21 protein-coding genes are annotated in these 26859 nt (G+C 61.5%); 16 read left to right on the top strand and 5 right to left on the bottom strand.

The window, feature by feature from the left end; all coding sequences use genetic code 11:
- The first annotated feature begins 83 nt into the window (after positions 1–83).
- Together DXD49_RS00365 and DXD49_RS00360 are read left to right on the top strand one after the other, a co-directional pair.
- Positions 84–1139, top strand: coding sequence for an IS1595 family transposase (locus DXD49_RS00365; protein ID WP_199568907.1), 1056 nt, complete (start codon positions 84–86; stop codon positions 1137–1139).
- Between the two features lie 46 nt (positions 1140–1185).
- Positions 1186–1383 (top strand): type II toxin-antitoxin system RelB/DinJ family antitoxin, encoded by a 198-nt coding sequence (locus DXD49_RS00360; protein ID WP_117793896.1) that lies wholly within the window; start codon positions 1186–1188, stop codon positions 1381–1383.
- Positions 1384–1515: 132 nt separating this feature from the next.
- Here the strand turns inward: DXD49_RS00360 and DXD49_RS00355 are convergent, their stop codons facing one another.
- Positions 1516–1740, bottom strand: a complete 225-nt coding sequence (locus tag DXD49_RS00355; RefSeq protein WP_117793895.1) for a hypothetical protein — start codon at positions 1738–1740, stop codon at positions 1516–1518.
- Between the two features lie 210 nt (positions 1741–1950).
- On the opposite strand from DXD49_RS00355, the gene DXD49_RS00350 reads away from it, so the two are divergent.
- The 3 genes from DXD49_RS00350 (at position 1951) to bilS (ending at position 6327) form a co-directional block, all read left to right on the top strand.
- A complete protein-coding gene (locus DXD49_RS00350; protein WP_117793894.1) occupies positions 1951–3804 on the top strand; it encodes an ABC transporter ATP-binding protein in 1854 nt (617 codons plus the stop codon).
- Complete coding sequence (locus tag DXD49_RS00345) at positions 3805–5664, top strand: ABC transporter ATP-binding protein (protein ID WP_117793893.1); 1860 nt, start codon at positions 3805–3807, stop codon at positions 5662–5664.
- Between the two features lie 105 nt (positions 5665–5769).
- Complete coding sequence (gene bilS / locus DXD49_RS00340) at positions 5770–6327, top strand: flavodoxin family protein BilS (protein ID WP_233505103.1); 558 nt, start codon at positions 5770–5772, stop codon at positions 6325–6327.
- 305 nt (positions 6328–6632) lie between these two features.
- Here the strand turns inward: bilS and DXD49_RS00335 are convergent, their stop codons facing one another.
- Positions 6633–8933, bottom strand: coding sequence for an LTA synthase family protein (locus tag DXD49_RS00335; protein ID WP_117793892.1), 2301 nt, complete (start codon positions 8931–8933; stop codon positions 6633–6635).
- 211 nt (positions 8934–9144) lie between these two features.
- Between DXD49_RS00335 and DXD49_RS00330 the strand changes: the two genes are divergently transcribed.
- The 5 genes from DXD49_RS00330 to DXD49_RS00310 all read left to right on the top strand — a co-directional run bounded on the left by DXD49_RS00330 (position 9145) and on the right by DXD49_RS00310 (position 14936).
- Entirely contained in the window at positions 9145–10020 is an 876-nt protein-coding gene (locus DXD49_RS00330; RefSeq protein WP_117793891.1) for a nitroreductase family protein, read from the top strand.
- A gap of 167 nt (positions 10021–10187) precedes the next feature.
- The gene (locus DXD49_RS00325) at positions 10188–12215 is read left to right on the top strand and encodes a KUP/HAK/KT family potassium transporter (protein ID WP_117743449.1); all 2028 of its coding nucleotides are present in this window, start codon (positions 10188–10190) and stop codon (positions 12213–12215) included.
- A 69-nt stretch (positions 12216–12284) separates the two neighbouring features.
- Positions 12285–12479, top strand: a complete 195-nt coding sequence (locus DXD49_RS00320) for a hypothetical protein (RefSeq protein WP_117734879.1) — start codon at positions 12285–12287, stop codon at positions 12477–12479.
- 113 nt (positions 12480–12592) lie between these two features.
- Positions 12593–14218, top strand: a complete 1626-nt coding sequence (locus tag DXD49_RS00315; RefSeq protein ID WP_117793890.1) for an ATP-binding protein — start codon at positions 12593–12595, stop codon at positions 14216–14218.
- A gap of 4 nt (positions 14219–14222) precedes the next feature.
- Positions 14223–14936 (top strand): response regulator, encoded by a 714-nt coding sequence (locus DXD49_RS00310; protein WP_199407131.1) that lies wholly within the window; start codon positions 14223–14225, stop codon positions 14934–14936.
- 92 nt (positions 14937–15028) lie between these two features.
- Here DXD49_RS00310 and rlmKL read toward each other — a convergent pair whose 3' ends face one another.
- Entirely contained in the window at positions 15029–17587 is a 2559-nt protein-coding gene (rlmKL, locus tag DXD49_RS00305; protein WP_117793889.1) for a bifunctional 23S rRNA (guanine(2069)-N(7))-methyltransferase RlmK/23S rRNA (guanine(2445)-N(2))-methyltransferase RlmL, read from the bottom strand.
- Positions 17588–17662: 75 nt separating this feature from the next.
- Here rlmKL and DXD49_RS00300 point away from each other — a divergent pair, with 75 nt between their 5' ends.
- On the top strand, positions 17663–18490 hold the full coding sequence (locus DXD49_RS00300; protein WP_117793888.1) for an HAD-IIB family hydrolase: 828 nt from the start codon (positions 17663–17665) through the stop codon (positions 18488–18490).
- A 45-nt stretch (positions 18491–18535) separates the two neighbouring features.
- Here DXD49_RS00300 and DXD49_RS00295 read toward each other — a convergent pair whose 3' ends face one another.
- Positions 18536–19327: a DeoR/GlpR family DNA-binding transcription regulator gene (locus DXD49_RS00295; RefSeq protein WP_158548938.1), complete on the bottom strand. Its 792-nt coding sequence runs from the start codon at positions 19325–19327 to the stop codon at positions 18536–18538.
- A 348-nt stretch (positions 19328–19675) separates the two neighbouring features.
- Between DXD49_RS00295 and DXD49_RS00290 the strand changes: the two genes are divergently transcribed.
- The 5 genes from DXD49_RS00290 to DXD49_RS00270 all read left to right on the top strand — a co-directional run bounded on the left by DXD49_RS00290 (position 19676) and on the right by DXD49_RS00270 (position 23684).
- On the top strand, positions 19676–20386 hold the full coding sequence (locus DXD49_RS00290; protein ID WP_117564350.1) for a transaldolase: 711 nt from the start codon (positions 19676–19678) through the stop codon (positions 20384–20386).
- 9 nt (positions 20387–20395) lie between these two features.
- A complete protein-coding gene (locus tag DXD49_RS00285) occupies positions 20396–20842 on the top strand; it encodes a PTS sugar transporter subunit IIA (RefSeq protein WP_117793886.1) in 447 nt (148 codons plus the stop codon).
- A gap of 75 nt (positions 20843–20917) precedes the next feature.
- Complete coding sequence (locus DXD49_RS00280; protein WP_022094539.1) at positions 20918–21193, top strand: PTS sugar transporter subunit IIB; 276 nt, start codon at positions 20918–20920, stop codon at positions 21191–21193.
- 71 nt (positions 21194–21264) lie between these two features.
- Complete coding sequence (locus DXD49_RS00275; protein WP_117793885.1) at positions 21265–22656, top strand: PTS ascorbate transporter subunit IIC; 1392 nt, start codon at positions 21265–21267, stop codon at positions 22654–22656.
- Positions 22657–22979: 323 nt separating this feature from the next.
- Positions 22980–23684, top strand: a complete 705-nt coding sequence (locus DXD49_RS00270; RefSeq protein ID WP_233541707.1) for a transaldolase — start codon at positions 22980–22982, stop codon at positions 23682–23684.
- Between the two features lie 884 nt (positions 23685–24568).
- Here the strand turns inward: DXD49_RS00270 and DXD49_RS00265 are convergent.
- The gene (locus DXD49_RS00265) at positions 24569–26716 is read right to left on the bottom strand and encodes a Tex family protein (protein ID WP_117793883.1); all 2148 of its coding nucleotides are present in this window, start codon (positions 26714–26716) and stop codon (positions 24569–24571) included.
- Positions 26717–26859 lie beyond the last annotated feature (143 nt).

Genomic DNA, 26859 nt, shown 5'->3' with positions numbered 1-26859 from the left:
GGCTCTGTTAGACCAGGATTGACATACATGTGTCCCCACGGTGCCATATCGTTGACCCCATAGACCGCGATGATGGGGGCAGCATGAACGCCGAAGACCTGGTCCTCAACTTCAAGAAGGGCATTGCGAACCTCAGCAAGACCGAGCGCCGCCGCGCGATCGAGTCCGTCAGGGACGTGATCCGCGCGGCGGCGTTCGACGACGCGGCCGGCTCCGCCTACGAAATCGAACGCTGCCCGCGCTGCGGGTCCGCCGCGGTCGTGAAGAAGGGCAAATCGAAGAACGGCGAGCAGCGCTACCTCTGCCGGGGCTGCGGCAGGACCTTCGGCATGGGCAGCGAGCGCATCCTGGGGACGAGCAAGCTCCCGAAGGAGACCTGGATGGCCTACGCCGAGTGCTTCGTGCTTATGCTGCCCCTGCGCGAATGCGCGAGGCGCTGCCGCGTCTGCCTCAAGACCGCCTACACCATGCGCCACAGGCTGATCGAGTGCCTCTCGGCCTACTCCCCCTCGTTCAGGGTCGAGCGGGGCTGCGGCTGCGAGCTCGACGAGACCTATTTCCCCGAGTCGTTCAAGGGCAACCACGCGAAGGGGTCGTTCACGATGCCGCGCCCCTCCCGGCACCGCGGCAAGCAGGTGCACAGACGCGGGCTGTCGCGCGAGCGGATCTGCGTCATGACCGGAGTGAACGACTCGAACGAGACGTTCCTCGAGGTCACGGGGCGGGGCGCCCTTTCGAGGGGGCGCGCCATGGACGCGCTGAGGGGCCGCATCGCGGCCGGCTCGGTCGTCGCGACCGACAGGGCGGCCGCCTACGTCGGCGTCCTCGCCGAGCTCGAGGTCGCCGCGCACGCGGCCTACGACCCCAAGGACCGCTCCGGGGGGACCATCAACCGGGTCAACACCGTCCACTCGCTCCTCGGCGCCTTCATGGAGCCGTTCAGGGGCGTGTCGACGAAGCACCTCGACGCCTACCTCGCCTGGTTCAGGTGGTGCCGGACCTTCATGGCGACCGATTCCGGCGCGGCCGGGCGCACGGTCGCGCGGCAGCTCGCGCACGGCGTCTGCAGGAGCCGCGTCCGCGACATGTTCAACGTGGAGCCGCCCTACATGGACTACTGGGCCGCGCCCGCCGCATAGAGGCGGTAGAATGGTCGCACCGCGATACACGAGGAGGGGTGAGGCCATGCCGTCGAGCATACCGGCCACGACGATCCGCATCGACCCGGAGGTCAAGAGGGAGGCCACGGCCATCCTGGACGAGCTCGGCCTGTCCATGTCCACCGCCGTCAACGCGTTCCTCAGGGCGCTCGTCCGAGAGGGCGGGATGCCGTTCGAGATGAGGGTCAAGACGCCGGCGCCCGACGAGGAGACGGCGAGTTAGCCGGCAGGTCGGCATGAAACGGCAGGGCCAGGCGAGCAACTCGTCCGGTCTCGGGCGCATCGCCCCTTGCCGGATTCAGATTCGACAAGGGGCGACCATTGTGCAATCGCAAGAAGATGACGGGGCGGAATGTCAATCCTGGTCTAACAGAGCCTTTTCTTTTGCGGCGGCCGCGTCTTCTGTCTGCGGGGCGCCCGAATTGCCGTTGGCGGCGCTCGTCTGCGAAACGGCCGCACCGGTGGGGGAACTGGTTTCTGCCGCGATCGCCGTTGCGGGGGCGATTCCCGCGACAAGTGCCGCGGAAAGGGCGATGCCCACAGTTGCTCGTCTTGCTCTTCTTGCGAGAATGTCGTTCATCTCGGCACCTCATTTCCAGAGTCGGCGACTAACTTGGTAGCACTAATGTAAGTATACCAAGCTAGTTGACCCGACACTGGCTGGGTGTGCGCGTATACCCCTCTGAAAACCGAATCCCATTAGAAATGACGAGTTGTTTACGCTTCTTTTGGGCTCACCGTACTATCATGGTTCGAATTGAGTGTGAATGATGATGGGGAGCGCCTTTTTATGATTGAGCTGCTCAGGCGTTTTGGTGGAAAGTTTCGCCGCTATATGGTGATCGGCCCTGCGTGCAAGTTGATTGAAGTGATCTTTGACCTGCTTACGCCGCTGGTGATTGCCCAGATGATCGATAAGGGCATTGGGGCGCACGATGTGAACGCTGTCGTCCGTTACGGCGTGGTGCTCGCCGCCATGGCTGTGATCGGCATCTCGTTTACGCTCGTCTGCCAAAAGATGGCGGCGCTCACCTCGCAGGGCATGGGCACCGACATTCGCGGCGCGCTCTACGAGCACATCAATAAGCTGAGCTACGCCGAGCTCGATCGCTTTGGCACGCCGTCGCTCATCACCCGCATCACCAACGACGTTAACCAGGTGCAGCTCGCTGTGGCTCTGGGCGTACGCATGCTCATCCGCTGGCCCTTCTTGGCCGCGGGCTCCATGGTCGCGGCCCTTGCCATCGACCTTAAGCTCGGCATGATCTTTTTGATTTGCACGCCCGCCATCGGCTTGGTGTTTTGGTTTGTCATGGCGCGCTGCATCCCGTACTACAAGCAGCTGCAGGCAAAGCTCGATCGCATCGCGCTTATCTGCCGCGAAGGTCTTTCGGGCGTCCGCGTGGTTCGCGCCTTCGTGCGCGAGGACCACGAGCGTGAGCGCTTTGCCCAGGCGGCCGATGACCAGGCCAATACTGCCATCGCGGTGGGCAAGCTCTCATCGATTCTCAACCCCGTCACGTTTTTGGTGATGAACCTAGGCGTGTGCGCCATCCTGTGGGTGGGCGGCATCCAGGTCAACGTGGGCGAGCTCACGCAGGGTCAGGTTATGGCGTTTGTAAACTACATGACGCAGACCCTCACCTCCATCGTGTACGTTGCCAACCTGGTCGTGGTCTTTACCAAGGCGAGCGCCAGTGCGTCGCGTATCAACGAGGTGCTCAATTGCGTGCCGAGCGTTACCGACGAGGACAACGAGCCGGTCGCACTGCCCAAGCCGGGCGCGGCGGGCAATGCCGCCCCGGGCCCCGCGCTGAGCTTTGACCATGCGAGTTTTTCGTTTGGCGCGGGCGCGGCAAATGCCGTCGACGATGTGACCCTGGAGCTGCCGCTGGGCAAGACGCTCGGAATCATCGGCGGCACGGGCAGCGGCAAGTCCACGCTCGTCTCGCTTATTCCGCGCCTGTATGATGCGGGCACCGGCAGTGTGAGCGTGATGGGTACCGACGTGCGCATTTGGCCACTCGATCAGCTGCGCCATGTGGTTGCGACCGTACCGCAGCGCGCGTCGCTGGTGAGCGGCACCATCCGCAGCAACCTGACCTGGCGCGACGAGGCGGCAACCGACGAGGAGCTCTGGGCGGCGCTCGATATGGCGCAGGCCAGCGAGTTCGTGCGCAACAAGCCACAGGGGCTCGATGCCCCGGTCGAGGCGGGCGGCAAGAACTTTAGTGGTGGTCAGCGCCAGCGCCTGACCATTGCGCGTGCTCTGGTGGGCTCGCCGCAGATCCTGATTATGGACGACTCCGCCTCGGCGCTCGACTTTAAGACCGACGCGGCGCTTCGCCATGCCATCCGCGAGCGCAGCGTGCGCGGTGCCGCCGAGGGCGGGCTGCCGCTGACGACCGTCATCGTGAGTCAGCGCGTCTCGACCGTGCGCGACGCCGACATGATCTGCGTACTCGATCACGGCTCGGTTGCGGGCCTGGGCACACATGACGAGCTGTATGCAAGCTGCCAGCTCTACCGCGAGATTTGCCAGTCGCAGCTGCGCCGCGAGGAGCTCGAGGGCCAGCAGGGGAGCGCGGCGTCCGCGTCCGCCCCGACTGCCCCCGCATCCGTCTGCACAAAGGAGGGCTGTTAGATGAATCCGTATACTTCCTCCGGTTCGGTCGCCACGATGACGGCCAACGTGTCCGGCAACGATAACCTCAACGACCTGGGCGACGGTCCGCGCCAGCCCGGCGATCCCGAGCGCTATCCCGTGGGTGCGGTGACTCGCCGCCTGTTGGGCTACGTCCGTCCGCATCGCATTTCGTTTGCGGCGTCGTTTGTGAGCGCCACCATCTCCGTTATCTTGCAGCTCTACACACCTATTCTCATTGGCGAGGGCATCGACCTGATTGTTGCCGCGGGCCAGGTGGATTTCGACGCACTGCTGCCGCTCGTCACCAAACTCTCGCTCGTCGTGGTGGGAGCCGCGGCCTTCCAGTGGCTGCAGGGCTACTGCGTTAACCGCCTATCCTACGAGACGGTGCGTGACATGCGCGTGGAGGCGAGTGATAAGCTCAGCCGCATGCCGCTCGGCTTTATCGACAGCCATGCCCACGGCGACCTCATGAGCCGCGTGGTCAACGATGTCGATCAGGTGGGCGACGGTCTGCTGCAGGGCTTCACGCAGCTCTTTACCGGCGTTATTACCATCGTGGGCACGCTCGCGTTTATGTTCTCCATCAATCTGACCATGACGCTCGTGGTGGTGCTCGTCACGCCGCTTTCCGTCTTTGCCGCCGGCGCCATCGCCAAGCTCTCCAACAAGAGCTTTACGGCTCAACAGCGCATTCAGGGTCAGCTTGGCGGCCATATCGAGGAATACGTGGGCGAGCAGAAGCTTGTCGACGCCTTTGCCTACGGCCCGCGCGCCCAGCAGCGCTTCGATGCCCTCAATGCCGAGCTCTACACCGCGGGCGAGCGCGCGCAGTTTATGGGTTCGCTCTCCAACCCCGGCACGCGCTTTATCAACAACATCATCTATGCCGTGGTCGCTGTGATCGGCTGCGTGGGCGTGATCACGGGCGTGCCGGCGGCGCTTACGGTGGGCGGCGTGCAGATCTTCTTGTCCTATGCCAACCAGTACACCAAGCCGTTCAACGAGGTCACCAACGTCATTACGCAGATCCAGACCGCGTACGCCTCGGCGCGCCGCATGTTCGCGCTGCTCGACGCTCGCGAGCAAGAGCCCGATGCGGCGGATGCCGTGGAGCTTGCCGCCCCGCAAGGCGAGGTCGCCTTTGAGCATGTGGACTTTAGCTATGTGTCCGATCGCAAGCTGCTGCAGGATATTTGCATCGAGGCCAAGCCCGGCATGCGCTTTGCCCTGGTCGGTCCCACGGGCTGCGGCAAGACGACGCTCATCAACCTGCTGCTGCGGTTTTACGATATCGATGCCGGACGCATCATGATCGATGGCCGGTCTTCGCGTGACTACACGCGCGCAAGCCTGCGCCGTGCCTTTGGTATGGTGCTGCAAGATACGTGGCTGTTCGAGGGCACGGTGGCGGACAACATCGCTTACGGTTGCCCAGGAGCCACGCGCGAGCAGGTCATCGAAGCCGCCAAGCGCGCGCACGCGCACAAGTTTATCGTGCAGCTGCCAGGCGGCTACGACACGGTAATCGGCGAGGACGGCGGCACGTTTAGCCAGGGTCAAAAGCAGCTGCTGTGCATCGCGCGCGTCATGCTCACCGACCCGGCGATCTTGCTGCTGGACGAGGCAACGTCGAGCATAGATACGCGTACCGAGCTGCAGGTGCAGGCGGCATTCGACGAGCTTATGGCAGGTCGCACAAGCTTTGTCGTGGCGCACCGCCTGAGCACCATCCGCAACGCCGACTGCATTCTGGTGATGCGCGACGGCGAGATTATCGAGCGCGGCACGCACGACGAGCTGATAGCGGCAGGCGGCTTCTATGCCGAGCTCTACCGCAGCCAATTCGCCCAGTAGGGAATACCGATTAGCGGCAGATGGTTTACATCTGCGCCGTTAGTACTAAGATATGCTTCTAACAAATTGCATTAATGGCTCGAGTTTCGGGGGAAACGAGGCAACGTGACTACGACGTGCTCTTTGGTGGTTAACAGCAAGAGCGGTAATACCAGGATGGTTTCGGGTGCGATCAAGCGCACTCTGCAGGCTGCGGGCGTTGAGTTTGTCCACGCTGCGGCGTTGAGCGACGATGCGGACGCAGATCAGGTTGAGCTCGAGGCGCAGGGCGCCTGCGCGGCCGACACGGTGCTCGTCGGTTTTTGGTGCGACAAGGGCGCGTGCACGCCTTCGGTCGCGGCGTTGCTCTCCGCCTTGCACGGTAAGCGCGTCTTCCTGTTTGGCACCTGCGGTTTTGGCGCCGACCAGAGCTATTACCAGCAGATTATTGATCGCGTAACTTCCAATTTGGCTGGGGATGCCGAGCTTGCGGGCTGGGCGATGTGCCAGGGCAAGATGGGCCCCGCGGTCAAGCAGCGCTACGAGGCCATGCTCGAGCAAGATCCCGATAACGTCCGATTTAAGATGCTGCTCGACAACTGGGTTGCCGCGAAGGACCATCCCACCAAGGAAGACCTGGACAACATGGCTGCAGCCGCCAAGAAGGCCGTGCTGGGAGAGTAGCTTCGCCGTTCGCGGTCCTTCGTGCAAAACAATACAAATGTGAAAGCCTCGAGATTCTCGAGGCTATTTCTTGACACTTGTGGACGCAACCACTGCAAGCGTTTGGGGCGACATTTTCCATCACCCCGATGACAAGCCGCGTTCCAGCAACTGGGCGTCTGTCCGGGCGGAGGCATATAAGGTTCATCGCGAGTTCCGCACGCAAAGGAGGCCACTTAATGTGGCCTCCGTCTTGCGCAGGACTGTCCGAGCAGGGAACCTTATATGCCTCCGTCCGGACAGACGTTTCAGTTATGAGCGACCCGCTACTTAATCTTGGTTGTTCCCGGTGCCAGGTTGGGGTCGGTCTCGTTGGCCTCGGTCTGGAAGTGCTCGGTGTACACGTTCTTGCCGTCGCGGAACATCTCGTAGTACTGCATCTTGGCGTAATCCTCGCGCGCCTTGGTGGCGGCTGCGGCAGCGGCGTCGTCACCGGTGACGTTGGAGGAAAGCGCCCAACGCAGGCTGGCGTCCTCGTAGCCCACGGAGTTGATAGCGGGCAGCGACTCGCGCAGCGTCATGTGCGCCTTCTGGTAGTCGGTCAGCGGGGCGCCGATCAGCTGCATCAGCTGGGTAGACAGGTAGTTGGTGGACAGGTCGTCGACCTCGCTCGTCTGGTCGCAGCCGGCAACGTCGTAGTTGGCCCAAATGATGTAATCGGTCTGCCACAAGCGCTCCTGGTGCGTGGCGTCGTCCTCGTCGGTAAACCACTTATCGTTGAACTTGGACGGGAAGAACGGCTGATGGTCGCCCCAGAACACCACGACCACCTTGCGGTCGAGCTTGCTCAAGGCGTTAAGGAAGTAGCGCAGCGCCTGGTCGGACTGCTCAATGCACGAAACATACTCGTCGACATCGGAGAGCGTACCGTCCTCGACGGTCTTGGTGTCCAGGTCGGTCGTGTCGATGTTCAGGTGCAGCTGCTTGTCGACCGGCAGCAGGCCCGTGTCGTAGCCCGAGTGGTTCTGCATGGTCACGTCGAAGATAAACTGCGGATCGGCGTTCTGGTCGAGCAGCTCAAGAATCTTGTTGTAGGTAGCCTGGTCGGTCACCATGCCGCGTAGGGTATCGGCGCCCTGGAAGTCGTTGATGGACAGGAACTGGTCAAAGCCAAAGTCCTTGTAGACGTTCTCGCGGTTCCAGTTAGTCGCGTGGTTGGGGTGCATGGCCGTGGTGGAATATCCGAGCGACTTGAACTGCTCTGCCAGGTTCCCAGTCGTTTCCATGTTGTAGATGGTGTAGGGGTACACGCCCGAGCCCAGGTTGGCCATGGAGTTGCCGGTCATAAACTCAAACTCGGTATTGGCGGTACCGCCGCCGTAGGCGCTTACATAGAGCTTGCCGCGGCTGAGGCAGTTGGACAGGCTCTTAAAGTACTGCGGACCCTCGTAGCCGGCGCGCATGTTCTGATAGATCGACAGGTCCGAGAAGGTCTCGTTCATGATGGCGATGACCGTGGGCTTCTCGCTGTCGAACTGCTCCTCTGCGGCGGCGCGCTCGTCGCTCTTGGCGGCGTCGGACTTGTCGTAGGCCTTGGCGTACTTTTTGAGCGTGGCCTTGGCATCGTCGACGGAGTAGTCGGCGGGTTTGGGCGGCTTAATGGACTGTGCCGCACTAATAAAGGCAGGCAGGTAGCCCTCGCGCCAGTAGCTCTCGAGCGGGCGCCAGGTGTAGACGGTGATGCCGAGGGTGTTGTAGTAGTCGATGAGCGTGACGTGTGCGGTCACGCCGCCCAGGCACAGCACCGCCACGAGCAGGTTGGTGAGCAGCATGCGCTTGGCGTTGGTGGCGCCCTTCTGACGGTGCGGTGCCACCAGGCCGGCGTACTCGCATAGCAGCATGGCGATGGCGGTAAAGCCCATGGACAGCACGCAGAACAGCGAGATGGAGAAGGTGTAGCCGTTGCCGGCGACTGCGGCGGCAGTGGAGATGGCCGAAAGGTCGCCCGGCTGGATGGGCATGGATTTAAACGTGATGACGAAGAATTCGGCAATGCCCAGGATAAAGAGGGCAAAGGCCAGGACGGCCGGAGCTGCGCCATGGCGCTGGAACAGGAAGAACAGGCCGACCATGAGCGTGGTGATGATGGCCCACTCGAGCAGGATGCACAGGGGGTAGACCCAGGTAAAGTCGTGGTTGGACGAGACCTCCATGCCCAGCAGCGCAAAGACGCCGGCGAGCAGCAGGCACAAGACGGCGGCGACGAGCGGTTTGCCCACAAAGGCGCCGCGCAGGCGGGCGAGCTTGCCGGTGGGGGCGGGGGCGTCGGGCCCGGCGAACGCAAAGACGCGCGGGGCGATGCGGTCGCGGGCGATGCTGGCCCAGGCGCAGCCGGTAAGGATGGCGTTGGTCAGGATGAGCATCACAAAGGCGAGCGGCTCGTTTTGGGCGACGAGGCCAATGGCGCCCCAAATGGTCAAAAAGAGCTGGAACAGGCCGAAGACGCCGCTCCACCCAAGAGCGCTTTTGGCAACGGTGCCCGACTGAGCGCGAATGGCCTTGGCCTCGCGCAAGACAAGGTAGACGGTCGCCGCAAGACCGACGAGCGAGATGGCGGCTGCGAACATGCTGAGACTCCTCACAAACTTAAAACCTACGAAAGCGGGGGTTTACCCGATTGTTAGCAAGATATGCGCTGCAATTGGTGGCTGCGCACAACCAGCCATATTAACGCGCACGTGTGGCGGTGTGGCGCAATGTAGTGGCGACCTGCGCGATAATGGACGGGAATTACACGGAAACGTAAAGGCTTCTTAAAGAAATGGCGAGGGTAGGGCGATGAGCGAGCAGGTTTGTATGACAGGCGCCGAGTACTGCGGCGGAGCTGCGGGCGTGGATACGTGCGGCTATCCGGTCGAGACTACGGGCAACACGGTGCTGGACATCTTGGAGCATCGCTCGTCTACGCGTGCCTTCGCGCGTGATGACGACGACCGTCCCGTGGCGGTGACTGACGAGCAGCGGGCGGCGATTTTGCATGCGGCGAGTCGCGCGCCGTCGGCGGGTGCCATGATGATGTATTCCATCGTGAGCATTCGCGAGCAGGCCACATTGGACCGCCTCGCCGACCTGTGCGATTACCAGCCCATGATCGCCAAGGCGCCCTGGGCACTAATATTTGTGGTCGATTATGCCAAGTGGATCGATCTGTTTGAGCACGTGGGCTGCTTTAAGCCCGAGTTTGTCGAGCGCACGGGCAAGGCGCCCCGTCGTGCGCCGGGTCTGGGTGACTTTGCCATCGCGGCGCAGGACGCCGTGATCGCCGCGCAAAATGCCGTGGTCGCCGCCGAGGCCCTGGGGCTGGGGAGCTGCTACATCGGTGATATCGTCGAGAATGCCGAGGAAGTCGCCTCGCTGCTGGACTTGCCTCCCTATACCATGCCGCTGTCGATGCTCATCATCGGCACGCCCCGCAAGGAGCGTCCGGCAATCGCGCATCCCGTGGTGAACCTGGTGCACGAGGAGCGCTACCGCCGCGCCGATACCGCGACCATGGACGCGCAGGTGGCCGAGATGGACGCGATGTTCCGTCCGCATGCCCGCGAGGCAGGCGAGCGCGTGGTGGATATCTACACCCGCAAGCACACGAGCCCCTTTATGGCCGAGATGAGCCGTTCCATGGAGTGGTGGTTCAAAAACTGGCTCGGCAAGTAACGAATGCGGCGATGTGACAAAGGAGCAGTCCCTCTGTCACATTCCATATCGCCGTGGTGGCCTAAAGGCCGTATAAATGTTTATCTAGCTGGGAAAACGGCGCCATTCAAACATGGGCCGATTACCTATAATCCCTTCGAACATTAAAGTTGGGAGGAAACCGGCTTATGGAACAAAAGGCCAAGGAGGCAGCTTCGCACGCTGCGATTCCTGTGAGCATCTCGGCGATGCTCGTCACGCTGGGCGTGGTGTACGGCGATATCGGCACCAGCCCCATGTATGTAACCAAGGCGCTCGTTGCCGGCAACGGCGGCATCGGAAGCGTCACGCAGGAGTTCGTGCTCGGCGCGCTCTCCCTTGTTGTGTGGACGGTCACGCTGCTGACGACCGTCAAGTACGTGCTGATCTCGCTGCGCGCCGACAACCACGGCGAGGGCGGTATCTTTGCCCTGTACAGCCTGGTCAAGCGTTGCGGCAAGTGGCTCATCATCCCCGCCATGCTGGGTGGCGCGGCACTGCTCGCCGACGGCATCCTGACGCCTGCCGTTACCGTGACCACTGCCATCGAGGGCCTGCGCACCATCCCGGCGGTCCACGCCGTGCTCGGTGACGACCAGGGCCGCGTTGTCGCGATCACGCTTGCCATTATCATTGCGCTCTTCTTGGTGCAGCGCATCGGCACGGCTAAGATCGGTCACGCCTTTGGCCCCATCATGACGCTGTGGTTTTTGTTCCTGGGCGGTACGGGCCTGTTCTTTGTCTTCCAGCATCCCGCGGTGCTGCTGTGCCTCAACCCGCTGCGCGGCATCGGCTTTCTGCTGAGCCCCAACAACCATGCGGGCATCATGATCCTAGGCAGCTGCTTCCTCGCCACCACCGGTGCCGAGGCACTCTATTCCGACATGGGCCATGTGGGCCGCGGCAACATCTACGCCACCTGGCCGTTCGTTAAGTGCTGCCTGCTGCTGTCCTACATGGGTCAGGGCGCGTGGCTTATCAACAACGCTGCCAACCCCGAGCTCATGGGCATCGCCGACCTCAACCCCTTCTACCAGATGCTCACCCCGAGCCTGCGTCCCTTTGCCGTCGGCCTTTCCACCATCGCCGCCATCATTGCCTCGCAGGCGCTCATCACCGGCGCATTCTCGCTGGTGTCCGAGGCCAGCCGCCTGGACCTCATGCCTCATATGCAGGTCTTCTATCCTGCCGAGACCAAGGGTCAGCTCTACATCCCCATGGTCAACAACGTCATGCTCGTGGGCTGCGTTATCGTGGTGCTGCTGTTCCAGAACTCGGCGCACATGGAGGCTGCGTACGGCTTGGCTATTACCCTGACCATGATGTGCACGACGCTGCTGCTCTTCTTCTATCTGCACGTGGAGCGCAAGCTCAAGGTTGCGCCGTGGATCTTTGCCGTCTTCTTCCTCATGCTCGAGGGCTTCTTCTTTGTGAGCTCGCTCACCAAGTTCTTCCACGGCGGCTATTTCACCATCCTTATGGCCGCGCTCATCATGAGCATTATGGTGTGCTGGTACAACGGCACGGCGGTCGAGCAGCGCCAGTTTACGCTGCTGCCGCTGCGCAGCTACCTGCCGCAGCTCAAGCGCCTGCGCGACGACGACCGCTACGAGCTCATGAGCGACAATATCGTGTACCTGACCAAGGACACCAACACCGACTATATCGACCGCGATATCGTCTACTCCATCCTGGATAAGCACCCCAAGCGCGCTCGCGCCTGGTGGTTCGTGAATGTCGAGACCATGGACGAGCCGCATACCTTTGCCTACTCGGTCGAGACGTTCGGCACCGACTACGTGTTCCGCGTGCATCTGTACCTGGGCTACAAGATCAACCAGCGCGTTAACGCCTATCTGCGCCAGGTTGTTCAGGATCTGGCAGCCAGCGGCGAGCTGCCGCCGCAGACGCATGACTACTCGGTCTACAAGGATCCGGGCAACATCGGTACGTTCAAGTTCGTTATGATCCGCAAGCTTCTGGCGCCCGAAAGCGACGTGGAGCCGAGCGAGCGTACGGCCATTACGCTCAAGTACATCATCCGCCGCGCCGCTGGCACGCCTGCGCGCTGGTACGGCCTGGAGAACTCCAACGTGAACTTTGAGTACGTGCCGCTGTTCACCAAGTTTAAGGCCGTGAGCAAGATGCAGCGTCTGGCTCCCAACGAGCGCCCGTAATCGACACCTGAGATTTGACTGTGAACGGGCAGGTTTGCAATGACGGGAAATGAGTCTGGGGAGAAAACCATGGACGCAAAGACGCTTGACGGTCGCGATCTTGCGGCCGAGCTGGTGCGCGAGGCACGCGTCGACGCCGCCGAAGATCGGTTCTTTACGAATCGGGCCAACATGGACATGGCCGATCGTGTGATTTCGGTCGTGGCGCTGGTGTTTGTCGCGGCGTGCGTGTGCGCACTGCTCGCGCACGTGCTGTTTGTCTAGCGACCGCAGGTTGCAAAGGCTATACACTTGGAACCACCACGAGGGGAAACCACCACAAAGGTGCCTGTCCCCTTTGTGGTGGTTTTTGTTTTTGAGAGAGGGGCGGGGCGCTGATGGACGTCCATGCGGACGGCGATATTGCCGAGAACTTTTGGTGGAGGCGTACAACGCTGACGCGTCGCAGCCCTCTGTATGACGCCTGCGTATCGGCGGGGCTGCTGGTCGCGGCGACGATTGTGGGCGCGCTGCTCGACCATCCGGGTCTCGCGCCGAGCATCATGATCGTCTATGTGTTCGCCGTGCAGCTGTGCGCATTCTTTACCTGGAGTCGCCTGTATTGCTTGCTGAGCTCGGCTGCCGCCGTGGCGCTCTACAACTTCTTGTTTGTCGACCCGCGCTGCTCGCTGTCGTTTATCGACCGCGTCTATCCCGGCATGTTCTTCATTATGTTTGCGGTCTCGCTCGTGTCGAGCTCGATCGCGCTGGCCCTGCGCCGCGCCTTGGCGCAGGCTGCCGCCAGCGACCGTCGCACGCAGATGGTGCTCGAGACCAACCGTATGCTGCAGCGCTGCGCCGATCAGCAACAGATTGTGCACGCTATGGCAACGCAGCTGGCGCGTCTTTCGGACTGTCCGGTCGTGTGGTATAGCGCCGATGCCGACGACGATGACCTGCTGCCGCGCGCGACGTACACGGCCGTGGGCGATGCCGCGCCGGTGCACCAGTTGGCGCCCCAGATGCCGCCGCGGCTCTCGGCATCCGCTTATGTGGGAACGCCGCTCGATGCCACCTATGGTGGCTCGGCGTTCTACGGCATATACCTGACCGTGCGCTCGGGTGACACCATGGTGCGCGCGGGCGATCCCGCCTCGGTGGTGGGGGTGCTCGCCATTGTCGCCGAGCCCGATGCGCTGACGCCCGAGGAGCGGACGCTTGCCGATGCCATTGTGAGCGAAGGCGAGCTTGCGCTCGATCGCGCCCGCGCCATGGAGGCCCGCGAGGAGGCGGCGGTACTCGCTAAAAACGAGCAGCTGCGTGCCAATTTGCTGCGTTCCATTTCGCACGATCTGCGTACGCCGCTCACCAGTATTTCGGGTAATGCCGACGTGTTGCTCGACCAAGGCTCGACCGGCACGGCCGTGCTCGACGACCAGACACGCCGCGGCATGCTCCTATCCATTCGCTCGGATGCGCTGTGGCTCAACGCTACCGTCGAGAATCTGCTCGCCATCACCAAGCTCGAGGGCGGCGGCATGCACCTGTCGACCACGCTCGAGCTCATGGACGATATCGTCGAGGAGGCGCTGCGTCACGTAAATCCGGCCGTGCGCGAGCACGACCTTAAGGTAGTGGCGTGCGATGAGCCGGCGCTCGTCAACGTCGACGCGCGCCTGATGGTGCAGCTGGTGGTCAATCTGGTGAACAACGCCATCACCTATACGCCTGCGGGCTCGCATATCGTAATCTCGATTGGCGTCCATGATGGATGCGTGGCGTGCTCGGTTGCTGATGATGGCCCGGGCATTGCGCCCGAGGACCGCGAGCGAATCTTTGAGTCGTTCTACACCGCCAACCATGGCCTAGCCGACAGTTGCCGCAGCGTGGGCTTGGGGCTTTCGCTCTGTCGCTCCATTGCGCTGGCACATGGCGGTAGCATAGAGGTTGCCGCGGCGGCCCCGCACGGCTCTGTCTTTACGATTGAGCTTCCCGCCGCCGATATTTCGTTTGATAAGGAGTAGCGCTGTGCCGAACTCTGCCGTGAAACCGCTCATCTTGGTCGTTGAGGACGATCCCGCCGTCCGCAACCTTATCGTCGCCGCGCTCGAGGCGCACGGCTTGCGCCATATGGCCGTGGAGACCGCTCACGCCGCCATCGCCGCCGCCTCGTCGCAGGCGCCGAGCATTGTGCTGCTCGATCTGGGCCTGCCCGATATGGACGGCGTCAAGGTGGTGGAGTCGGTGCGCGCGTGGTCGGGCATGCCGATTATCGTGGTTTCGGCACGCAGCGAGGACGTGGACAAGATCCGCGCGCTCGATGCCGGCGCCGACGACTACCTGACTAAGCCGTTTTCGGTCGAGGAGCTGCTCGCGCGCATTCGCACGACGCTCAGGCGCCTTTCGTATGCGCAGGCGGGCGGTGTTGCTTCCGAGGGCTCGTTCGATACCGGCGAGTTGCATATCGATTTTGATGCCGGCATCGCCACGATGGATGGCGAGGAGCTGCATCTGACGCCGATCGAGTACAAGTTGCTCTGCCTGCTGGCACACAATGCCGACAAGGTGCTGACGCACCAATTTATCCTGAACGAGATTTGGGGTACGGCGACTAAGAGCGACCTGGCGAGCCTACGCGTCTTTATGGGCACGCTGCGCAAGAAGATCGAGTCCGACCCCGCGCATCCGCGCTATATCCAAACGCATGTGGGTATCGGTTACCGATTGGTCACCCAGGAGTAGGGCAGAGCGCGGCCCCTCTATGAGGTGCGGTGAAATAGATCCTATTTTGGCCTTTACCAGGCATTTTTAGGAACTATTCCACCGCAATTTTGTTATTTGCCCTTGGGCTTGCTGGCGTAGAACTTCTTCTTTTTGGGCTTACCTGCACAGGTGGGCTTGCCGTCACCGCGCGGCCCTCGGTCGCCGGCCTGCGCGTGCGCGGGCACTGCTGTACGGGGCTTGCGGGCTTCGGGGTTGCGCAGCTCCTCGGTTCGCTCGGCAATCTCCTCGGCACTAAAGCCGACTTCGGCCATGGCATCCTCGATGGGCAGGCGGCGCACGATATAGCAATGGTGCACCTTCTGGTTGCGCGCGAAGTCCTCGGGGATGGTCTGCGCCGTAATGTCCTCCAGCACGACGCCCGCGCGCGCGAGCTTGCGCGTCTCGGGGCGGAAGCCGCGCAGGTTGCAGCTAAAGATGGCGTGGCCGCCCTGCGCGAGCAGGCGCGATACGCCGGCCAACAGCTCAACATGGTCGCGCTGGACATCCCAGGTGCGACGGCCCATTTTGGACGAGTTCGAGAACGTGGGCGGGTCGACAAAGATCAGGTCCCAGCGGTTGCGCGTCTGGCGCTGGTCGCGAATCCAGGCGAGCACGTCGTCGCGCACAAAGTGATGCTGCGGGCCAACAAAGCCGTTCTGACGCATGTTGCGCTCGGCCCAGTCCAGGTAGGTGTTCGAGAGGTCGACCGTCACGGTCTCCTCGACGCCGCCGTCGGCTGCGTAGCAGGTGGCGGTGCCGGTGTAGGCAAACAGGTTGAGGAAGCGGCGCGCCTGCTTGGCGTGCTCGCGCACCAGATTGCGGGTGACGCGGTGGTCCAAGAAGATGCCGACGTCCAGGTAGTCGTCAAAGTTGACGGCAAAGGTGAGGCCGCCCTCTTCGATGAGCGGAAGGCGACGGCGCGCGATATTGGCGCGCTCGCCCGAGCCGCCCTTGCCGGCGCCCTGCTTGCCGTACTGCGAGCCACCGCGTGAGCGCATGCGGGCCTTGGCGTGCACATGCTCGGCCGGAACATCCAGGATGCGCGGCGCGATGGCCAAGATGTCGAGCATACGGGCCTGGGCCAGCGCCGGGTCGATGGTCTTGGGCGCCGCGTATTCGGCGATGACGAGCCAGCGGCCCGGCGTCTGCGGACAGCCCTCGTACAGGTCGATGGCGGCGGAGTAGTCGGGCAGGTCGGCATCGTAGACGCGGTAGCAGCTCACACCCTCACGCTTTGCCCACTTGCGACGCAGACGGGCGTTCTTGCGCAGGCGGTTGGCGAACTGCTCGGACTCGGGGATGAGCACGGGCAGCGGCTTGCCGTCGCCCAGGTCGAGCGTGGCGGCAGGCTCGGGCATGGGGGTGTCGGCGGCTTCGTCTTGGGCGTCCGCGGTCTGCTCCTCGACATCCGCGCTGGTCGCAGCCTCAAATGCTGCAGCGGCGTGGTCGAGCGAGGGCCAAACCTCGATAGTCGCCTCTTCGTTGTTGGGCATGACGGCGATGGAGCGCGCGGGCTCGGCGTGGAGCGCGCGGGCCATAAGGCCATCGCGGGTGAGTGCGGCGACCGGTGCGGCGGCAAGCTCGGGCGCGTGGCGCAGCTCGCCGACCAGCGTCATGGCGTCGTGCATGAGCGAAAGCGGGGTCTCGGTGGTGTCTGCGACCACGGCGGCGCCGGCGACAGCGTCCGCATGGTCCAGCACGGTGGCGGGCTTGGCGGCGCAAAAGTCGACAAAGCGCTTGTAGCCGGCACACTTGACCATGCGCTCGGCGGTCTTGCGCGCGGCGGGGTCAACATCCACGGCAACGATGCGCGCCTGGCGCTCGCGTGTCGCCGTCTCGCGCTCGCGCGCCTCGGCAAGCAGCTGCTCCCATAGGGCGGCGTCGTGCAGCTGCCAGCCCTCAAAGCCCCAGCGCTCGCGTGCGGCACCCGGAGCGCGGTCGGTAAGAATGTTCACGGCCTCAAGCAGCAGGCCGCCGCCGGCGCACGAGGCGTCGATCAGCGTGGGCAGGGCCTCGTTTTCGTAGTCGTCGGCCGTCAGCTTGCGCTCGCACAGTGCGGTCCAGTCGACCTGCGCCAGCACCAGGGCGGCGTAGTCGGGGCGCAGCACGTGAGTGCCCTCGCCGGCACGAGTCGCGGCGGGCGGCAGGCGCTTGAACAGCGGGTCGCCCGAAAGGTCTAGGCTTATGCTCGCGCGGCGCTGACGCAGCGAAAGCAGTAGGTGAACGTCGGGATCGGCGGCGTCGACATCGGCGCGACGGCCCGTGGTTTCGGCCAGGCGGTCGCACAGCGCGTCTTTGGCGCGCAGGGCCGAGAAGCGCGTGTTGCGCAGCTGCTCGGTCACGCCGCGGGCGGTAATGGCGATGGTGGCGCCGGGGCGGACGATGCTCTCCCAGGCGATGTCGTAAACGCTATCGTACAGTTCATCGGCATTCTGCGCCTCAAAGCGCCCGAGCACCACGAACACGCGGCTCGCCAGGCGCGACCACAGACAGGCGCGGTAGCCTTCTTCGAGCTCGCCCTCAAATGCAGCGCGGCCCTTCAGCCGGCGAACATGCGAAAGTCCGAGGCGTTTAAGCTCATCGGCGAGTGCGGACTCAAAGCCCTCGGGGCAGCTTGCGTAAAATTCCATGGGTGACCTCTCTGGTTGTGTCGCTCCATTATATGATGGAAGCTTCGTTTGCCATCGCCCTCGAAAGGAACCCATATGATTGATGCGTGCCCCGATTCCGCTGTACTGTTTTTTGACGTGGACGGCACGCTGACGTCGTTCGATCCCGACAGCATGACCGATAAGGACTTTTCGGCGGTGCGCCCCTCGCAGACGGTCATTGAGGCGTTTCATCGCCTGCACGATGCGGGGCACAAGGCGTTTATCTGCACAGGACGCCCCTTGTGGCTGATTGCCGATGGTCTGCGTGAGCTCGAACCTGCGGGTATCGTGGCCATGGCGGGGGCGACGCTCGAGGTTGAGGGCCGTGTGGTGCATGAGGATTGCTTTGAAGAGGACATTGTCGAGGAGCTTGCGCGTCGCGTTGTGGACGCCGGCATTGAGGTCTTTTTTGAGGCCAACGCTGCGACTTTTGCACTAGAGCCCGCGGGTGTTGAACGGTCGTCTCTGATCGGCACGCATGTGGTGCATAGCGCCGAGGAAATGCGCATCGACGGCCGCCTGCGTGTGGGCAAGGTGTGCCTTAACGAGCCCGGTTTGGCTCGCGTGGCCAATGACGACAGCTTTATCGAACGCAACTTTGAGCTGTGCAACACCGGCGGCCAGAATCGCGAGCTGAGTCCCAAGGGCATTGACAAGGGCGTGGGCGTGGCGCGAGCGCTTGAGTATCTGGGGCGCGCCGGCAACGAGCGCACCTTTGGCTTTGGCGATTCGGGCAACGACCTGGGCATGCTCGCCGCTGTCGAGACGGCTGTTGCCATGGGCAACGCCATGCCCGAGGTCAAGGCGGTCGCCGACTACGTGACCGACGACGTCGCACACGACGGCACCGTCACCGCCATGCGCCACTTTGGGTTGATCTAAAAAATGGCCGGGTCGCCCGCAGTGGGGGCGGCCCGGCCATTTGGGCTATTTTGCAATATAGAGCTTGGGATGACTGCGACTGCTCTCGATCGCCGCCGTCATGATGCCCTCGTCGTCTCCATCAACGATGATGCCATCGAGGTCATCGATCTGCGCGGACTGATAAAAACTGGTCTTGTTGAACTTTCCCTGGTCAACCATCATGTAACCCTGGTTTGAGTTGGTCAGGTACATATGCTTGATCATGGCCGAGAAGTCGTGCTCGACGGTAAAACCGTGGTCGGGGTGGAATCCGTCGGCACTGACAAACGCCTTGTCGGCATGTAGTTTGCTCATGCAGTCGAGCGTTAGTGCGCCCGCGAGATAGAGGTGACCCTTGCGCACGGAGCCGCCCAGCAGCACTACCGAAGCATTGGGGAGATTGAAGCTGGCGTAGTTCGCGATTGCAAGATCGCCGGTGATAATGGTGATCTCACGCTTGTCCATGAGGGCCTTAGCGAAGTAAAAGCCTGTGGTGCCGATATCAATTACCAGAACATCGCCATCATCAACAAGAGTTGCTGCGGTTGCGGCGATGGCCTCCTTGGCCTCGACTTGGACATTGATGCGCTCCTCGGGATACGAGATTGCGTTGGAGCGAGAAAGCGATACCGCTCCGCCGCGTACGCGACGCAGCTTGCCTTCGGATTCCAGCGAGATGAGGTCGTGTCGTGCGGTGACTTCCGAAACCGAAAAACGGCGAACAATGTCGGATACCGAGATATTTGGCTTTTCGGCCAGCCAATTCATGATAAATCGCTGACGCTCGGCCGGTGAAAGGTCTGAGGTAGATGCCATATGCCGCTCCTTTTGAACAAAAGGCAGAAGATGCGCCTTTCGTAATCGAAATATAACGTATCGATATGAAAAGAACAAGGCAAAATCGAATGAATCAAATGAACGGAATGGCATGTCACAAATGCATGCGTAGTAGATAGTCCGCACGTAGACGGGCTATAAAGAGTCTCATTCTGAAGGTGCCGCCCAAAAGAAGTACGTTCACACCCGATATTCGACCGTTCACGGAAAGTTGACAATTGAGCTTTCGATATCTTTTGAAATGGTTTATAAAAGAAAACCGAAAAGCTTTTGAAACAAAGAAGAAGGCTTTCGATAGCAATAGTGCTAGATGAGAAAGGACCGAACATGGCGATTAAGGTGTTTGCCGACGGCGCTAACCTCGAAGGCATGCTTGACATGCATGACAATGGCAACGTTCAGGGCTTCACGACCAATCCTTCCCTTATGAAGGCCGGTGGCGTGACTGACTACCGCGCTTTTGCCAAGACGGTTCTTGAGCACATTACTGATGTGTCGGTTTCTTTTGAGGTATTCGCTGACGACGAGGCTGGTATGGAAGCCGAGGCTCGCGAGATCGCAACCTGGGCAGACAACGTCTACGTTAAGATCCCGGCGCTCAACACCAAGGGCGAGTCCACTGCAGCGCTGGTCAAGCGTCTTTCCGCCGATGGCATCAAGGTGAATGTCACCACTATCTTCACGCCCGAGCAGGTCGACGAGTTTGTCGATGCCGTCTCTGCCGAGACTCCCTCTATTCTGTCCATCTTTGCCGGTCGCATTGCCGATACCGGCGTCGATCCGCTGCCCCTCATGGCGGAGTCCGTAAAGAAGGCTGCCGTTAAGCCTGCTGCCGAGGTTCTCTGGGCGTCTACGCGCGAGGTCCTCAATATCTTCCAGGCGGAGTCCGTTGGATGCCAGATCATTACGGTCCCCAATGCCCTTCTTGCCAAGCGCAAGAATTTCGGGAAAGATTTGCTTGAGTACTCGCTTGATACGGTCAAGGGCTTTGCCCGCGACATTCAGGCACTTGGTTTCCATATCTTGCCCGAGGAGTAGGGGACGAGCATGCTGACCGATCTTCTTAAACCCGAGCTTGTTGCCTGCCACGTCGAGGCCTCCGATTGGGAGGAAGCGATCAGGGCATGCGGTAAGTTGCTCGTAGGCGCTGGCAAATGCGACCAGAGCTATGTTGACGCCATGATTTCATCGGTTCACAAATTCGGCCCCTATATGGTCTTGGAAGAGGGCATCGCCATGCCCCACGCTCAGGCAGACGGCAATGTGAGTGAAGCGGGAATCTGTATCGTCACGCTTGACCCAGCCGTTGCGTTTGGACACGAGGATTTCGATCCGGTTCACGTGCTCGTGGGTATTTGCGCGCCCGACCCCAAGGCTCATCTTGGCTGCTTGGCGGAGCTTTCGCAGATGTTCGAGGACGAGGACTGCGTTGCCAAGCTCAGCGCATGCGATACGCCCGAGCAGGTTTTGGAGACCATGCGTTCATTCTTTTAGGCCTTAATGGCACGGCGATGCGTCGCCGCTTTTGGATAGACGGAAAACCGTCACGTGTAGGAGAGGAAGGTTGCCATGCATATCATCACCGTATGCGGAAACGGCATCGGGTCTAGCCTGATGCTCGCTGGCAAAGTCGAGGAGCTTTGCGAGGAGGAGGGCATCAAGGCCGACGTTGAGTCTATGGACCTGAACGGTGCTTCTTCCGCAAATCCGGATCTGTTCATCACCGTTAAGGAGCTCGCCCCCGAGCTCCACGGCAACGTTGTGATCGTTCGCAGCTATGTGAACAAGAAGAAGATCCGCGAAGACGCCCTCGAGGCAATCAAGGCGGCTGCCGCTAACGCCTAAAGCGGCACAAAAAAGGGCGGTTCCCTGTGGAAGAGGGAAACGCGCCCACGTTAGAGAGAAAGGAAGCGCAGATGCAAGCCATCCTTCCCATACTTGAGTTTATCCAATCGATTCTGACCAAGCCAGCGTGGATCATGGGTCTGTTTGCCTTTGTGGGCCTTGTTGCGCTCAAGCGCCCTGCCCACAAGGTGATGACGGGAACCCTGAAGCCCATTCTTGGTTACATCATGCTGTCTGCCGGCGCTGCTGTTGTCCAGGAGAACCTTGCTCCGCTGGGTACCTTCATCGAGACCGGCTTCCACATCACCGGCGTCGTGCCCAACAACGAGGTCGTCGTTTCGATGGCTCAGAGCGTCCTCGGCGTTCAGACCATGATGATCCTGATTCTCGGCTACGTCGTGAACATTATCATTGCCCGCTTTACCAAGTTTAAGTACATTTTCCTGACGGGCCATCACAGCATGTTTATGGCTTGCCTGCTGTCTGCCGTTCTGCAGGCATCTGGCTTCCAGGATGTCCAGCTTGTCATCGTGGGCGGCATGTTCCTGGGACTCGTGAGCGCTATGCTTCCTGCCGTTGGTCAGCGTTTCACCGAGAAGGTTACCGATGGCGATGAAATCGCCATGGGCCACTTCGGTTCACTCGCCTATTACATCTCCGCTGCAGTCGGTACGCTTTTTGCTAAGGACGCCGAGGAGAACAGCACCGAGAAGATCGAGGTTCCCGAGAAGTTCTCCTTCCTGCGCGACACCACCATCTCCACGGCTCTTACCATGGCCTTCTTCTACCTGGTTACCGCATTTGCCGCTTATGTTGCGGATCCCGCGGTTGTTACCGAGACCGCTGGCGGCGACAACGTGATTGTCTATGCCTTGACTTGTGCTCTGTCCTTCGCCGTCGGTGTCACCATCGTCTATAACGGCGTCCGCATGATCCTCGCCGACCTGGTCCCGGCTTTCCAGGGCATCTCCAACAAGCTGATCCCCGGCGCCATCCCCGCCGTCGACTGTGCCGTGTTCTTCCCCTATGCTCCCACCGCCGTCATCCTCGGCTTTGTTGCCTCCTTCATCGGTGGCGTGGTCGGTATGTTCATCGTGGGTGCTACCCTGGGCATCTTCATCATCCCGGGCATGGTTCCCCACTTCTTCTGCGGTGCTACCGCAGGTATCTACGGCAATGCTACCGGCGGTCGCAAGGGCGCAGCTCTTGGCGCTTTCGTCAACGGCCTGCTCATCACCTTTGCCCCGGCTCTGCTCCTGCCCGTTCTTGACGTCTTTGGTTTCAAGAACACTACATTTGGCGACTTTGATTTCTCCGTCATTGGTATTACGCTTGGCCGCGCTGCCGAGGCCTTCGGTACCACCGGTGTCTACGCGATTCTCGCTGTCCTTCTGGTCGTTGCCTTCGTCCCCAACTTCATCCACACCAAGGGTGCTGTGATCAATCACGTTGAGGAAGAGTAATCCAGGCATACGTTAAGCCCTAATCGGGCGGAGCTCCGATAACCGGCTCCTACACGGAAGCGGTGACGTCTCAAATGAGGCGTCACCGCTTTTTATTTGGAGCGGTTATGAAAATGCGCTGACGAAGCATCGCCTCTGCGCCGTGAATGGAATTAATTGCGATTAATGGCAAAAACGTTTTGCCGCTGGGTTGATTTAATAAAAATGGTAAAACCACAAAACCGTTCGCCGAGAAGATAAAAAACCGCAGTTCACGCCTTGATAAACGTAGATAAAGTGTTTAGCAGTTCCACGCCCGTATGCTAACGAAAGGAATCAGGCAGATGGCAATCAAGGTGTTCGCTGACGGTGCAAACCTCGAGGGCATGCTCGACATGTACGAGAACGGCAACGTTCAGGGTTTCACGACCAACCCGTCCCTTATGAAAAAGGGCGGCGTGACGGATTACCGCGCGTTTGCCAAGGAGGTCCTGGCCCACATCACTGATGTGTCCGTTTCGTTTGAGGTCTTTGCCGACGACGTCGAGACCATGGAGATCGAGGCCCGCGAGATCGCTACCTGGGCCGAGAACGTCTACGTCAAGATTCCGTGCGTGACCACCAAGGGCGAGTCCGCCGCCGAGCTGGTGCGCAAGCTTTCCGCCGACGGCATCAAGGTCAACGTCACCACCATCTTTACGCCCGCGCAGGTCGACGAGATGGTCGACGCTGTCGACGCCGAGACGCCGTCTATCATCTCGCTCTTTGCCGGCCGTATCGCCGACACGGGTGTCGATCCCATTCCGTTTATGACAGAGTCGGTCAAGAAGGCCGCCGCCAAGCCCAACTGCGAGGTTCTGTGGGCGTCCACGCGCGAGCTTATCAACATTTACCAGGCGCAGGCCTGTGGCTGTCAGATCATCACGGTGCCCAACAGCATTCTGGCCAAGCGCAAGAACATCGGCCGTGACCCGTACGAGGTTTCGCTCGATACCGTGCGCGGCTTTGCCAAGGATATCGCCGCTTTGGGCTTCCATATCCTGCCGTAACGCGAACACTGACTGCGCCGCGGGTTGTTCGCCCCGGCCTTTCCTTTCCCTATCGCTCACGCGCTTCGCGAGGGTCGCGCTAGGCAAAGGAAAGGCCGGGGCTGCCGACGCGAACCCGTCGGTAGGTCCTGAGCTGAATCGCTACCTTTATTCCGATGGGGGTCGACAGTACTACCCCGCCAACTGTCTCGGGCAGTAATGGGGCTGGGCTCGGATGGCAACGCCGCGTGCCACTGGCGGCTTCGTTCGCCGGATGACGATTCGTGTTACGCGTCCGGCGTCACCTCGGACGGCGGCGTGGGCTCCGACGGCATCGCGTGGACAACGCGGTTCCGCATCATGGATCAACCTGTAATCTAATGATCTTCTAATCCATATCTATCAAGTATCGAAAACGATCCGGCCCCGAGTTGGCAGTCATCGCCAAGGAAAAGGACCCTGCCGGCTATGTGTTCGGGGCGACGCGCAAGTCGCTCAAGGCCTTTCGATTATCCTTTGTTCCGCGCATGTAAGATCTCATACTTGACGTGGTTGAACAGCTCTACCGGGCAAACGAGGTCTTTGCGGCTCGTGCCCATAAGTGTCCCACCAACAGAAATCGAGATATTCGGCCTCAGAGTGCCGTCAAGATTGCCAATATGGCTGAAAAACGTCCCGTACCGCACCTCTGCGGGTGCAGATATGGGACGTTTGTGGAATATCTGATGTCTATTTGTTGAGCTTGCACTTTGAAGAAGTGTTATCGCGGCCCAGCGAGGCCGAATATCTCAAAAATTGCAGGTGAGGATTAGCGGAAACGGCGTCTCGCACTTCGGGATATCGCCAAATCGCTTTAGAAGGAGAGACGCTCGGCGGAATGGGACCCGCCGAGCGTCTGCAGCGGCCTATTTGCCCCGCACCATGGTGAGCGAGATCTTCTTGCGGTCGCGATCGACCTTCTCGACCCACACCTTGACCGTGTCGCCGACGCGCACCACGTCGCTCGGGTGCTTGACGAAGCGGTTGGCAAGCTTGGAGATGTGCACGAGGCCGTCCTGGTGCACGCCCACGTCGACAAAGGCGCCAAAGTCCACGACGTTGCGCACCGTGCCCTTGAGCTCCATGCCGGGCTCCAAGTCGTCGATGGAAAGTGCCGAGCGGCTAAAGACCACCTCGGGCGCGTCGTCGCGCGGGTCGCGGCCGGGCTTCTTGAGCTCTTTGACAATGTCGATGAGCGTCAGGGTACCGCAGTCCAGGTCGCTTGCCAGCGCCGAGATGCTGCCCAGACGGCGCTCGATGTCGGGCACGCCGCCGCGGCTGAGCTCGCTCGCCGCAACGCCGGCGCGCTCCAGGACGGCCGTGGCCACCTCGTAGCTCTCGGGGTGGACGCTTGTCGCATCGAGCGGGTTTTTACCGCCGCTGATGCGCAGGAAGCCCGCGGCGTTGAGATATGCCTTGGGTCCTAACTTGGGAACCTTCTTAAGCTGGCGACGATCGGTAAAGGCGCCGTTTTCCTCGCGGTAGGCCACGATGTTCTTGGCCACGCTCGGCGTGATGCCCGATACGTAGCCCAGCAGGCTCGCGCTTGCGGTGTTTACGTCGACGCCCACGCGGTTGACGACGTCTTCCACCACGTGGCCCAGGGTGCGCGAAAGCTCGGCCTGGTCAAGATCGTGCTGGTACTGGCCAACGCCGATGGATTGGGGCGGAATCTTGACGAGTTCTGCCAGCGGGTCTTGCAGACGGCGGCCCAGGCTCATGGCGCCACGCACGGTGACGTCCAGGTCGGGATATTCCTGGCTCGCGAGTTCGGAGGCGGAGTACACCGATGCGCCGGCCTCGTTGACAATGGTGTATCGCAGCCCGGGCGCCTGCTCGGCAATGAACTCCGAGACGACTTCCTCGGTCTCGCGGCTGGCGGTGCCGTTGCCGATGACGATGGTGTTGACGCCGTCCTTCTTGACGAGGCGGGCGAGCTCGCGCTTGGTGCCGGCGACGTCGTGGCGCGGCTTGGTGGGGTAGACCACGCCGTGGTCGAGCAGCTTGCCGGTCTCGTCCATGACGGCGACTTTGCAGCCGGTGCGGTAGCCCGGGTCGAGCGCGAGCACGCGGGCGCCACGCACGGGGCGCGCCGAGAGCAAACCCTCGAGATTCTTGGCAAAGACATTGATGGCATCGGTCTGAGCGCGGACGGTGAGTTTGGCGCGGGCCTCGCGCTCAAGCGAAGGGGCCATGAGGCGCTTGTAACCGTCAGCGATGGCGGCGTCAAAGACGGGCGCAAAGACGCCCTGGCGTCGGGGCCAACGGCTGCCGAGACGTGCCGTGGCGGCAGCGCCGTCGACGTTCACGCGCACGCGGAGCTTGCCCTCGCGCTCACCGCGGTCGATAGCCAGCACGCGGTGGTTGGGTATACGGCGCAGCGGCTCGTCATAGCTGTAGTAGGGCTCGTAGGGGGTCTTCTCGGCGGGGTCGGTTGCCTCGACGACGATGTCGGCGGTGTTTTGCGTAAAGGCGCGCAGGTCGGCAACGTTCTCCGGGTCCTCGGCTACCGTCTCGGCCACGATGTCGGCGGCGCCGGCGAGCACCTTCTCGGGCGTGTCGAAGCCGGCCTCCTCGTTGACGTAGGCCGCGGCGGCGTCGAGCGCGCTGCCCTTGGCCGAGGCCTGCATGATGATCATGTTGGCGAACGGCTCCAGGCCGGCCTCGCGGGCCTTCTGCGCGCGGGTCATGCGCTTTTTGCGGTAGGGCTTGTAGAGGTCCTCGACACGCTGGAGCTGCGTGGCCTCGCGAATCTGCTGCTCAAGCTCGGGCGTGAGTTTGCCCTGGGCATCGATGAGCAGGATGACGTCCTCTTTGCGCTGTTCAAGATTGCGCAGGTAGGACAGGCGCTCGTCGAGTGCGCGCAGGGCGACGTCGTCCATGCCACCCGTGGCCTCCTTGCGGTAGCGCGAGATAAAGGGGATGGTGTTGCCATCGTCGATGAGCTTGACGGCCGCCTCGACGTTGGCGGCCTTAAGGTTGAGCTCGCGGGCGAGCTGGGCGATAAGATCCATGGGACTCCTTGCGTTTAAGGTGCGTTTGCGACACAGGGCTACCAAGGATACCACCTGTCCCAAAAGACTGTTTTGGGGCGAACGAACCAAGCCGAGGTGCAAAATAGCCCCCGCCTCAGAAAAAACGTCGGCAACGTAGCAAA

The organism is Collinsella sp. TM05-38, from assembly GCF_003466445.1.
Lineage (GTDB): Bacteria > Actinomycetota > Coriobacteriia > Coriobacteriales > Coriobacteriaceae > Collinsella.
The sequence above is the reverse complement of the archived record's forward strand: the minus strand, read 5'-3'. Positions and strand labels throughout refer to the sequence as shown.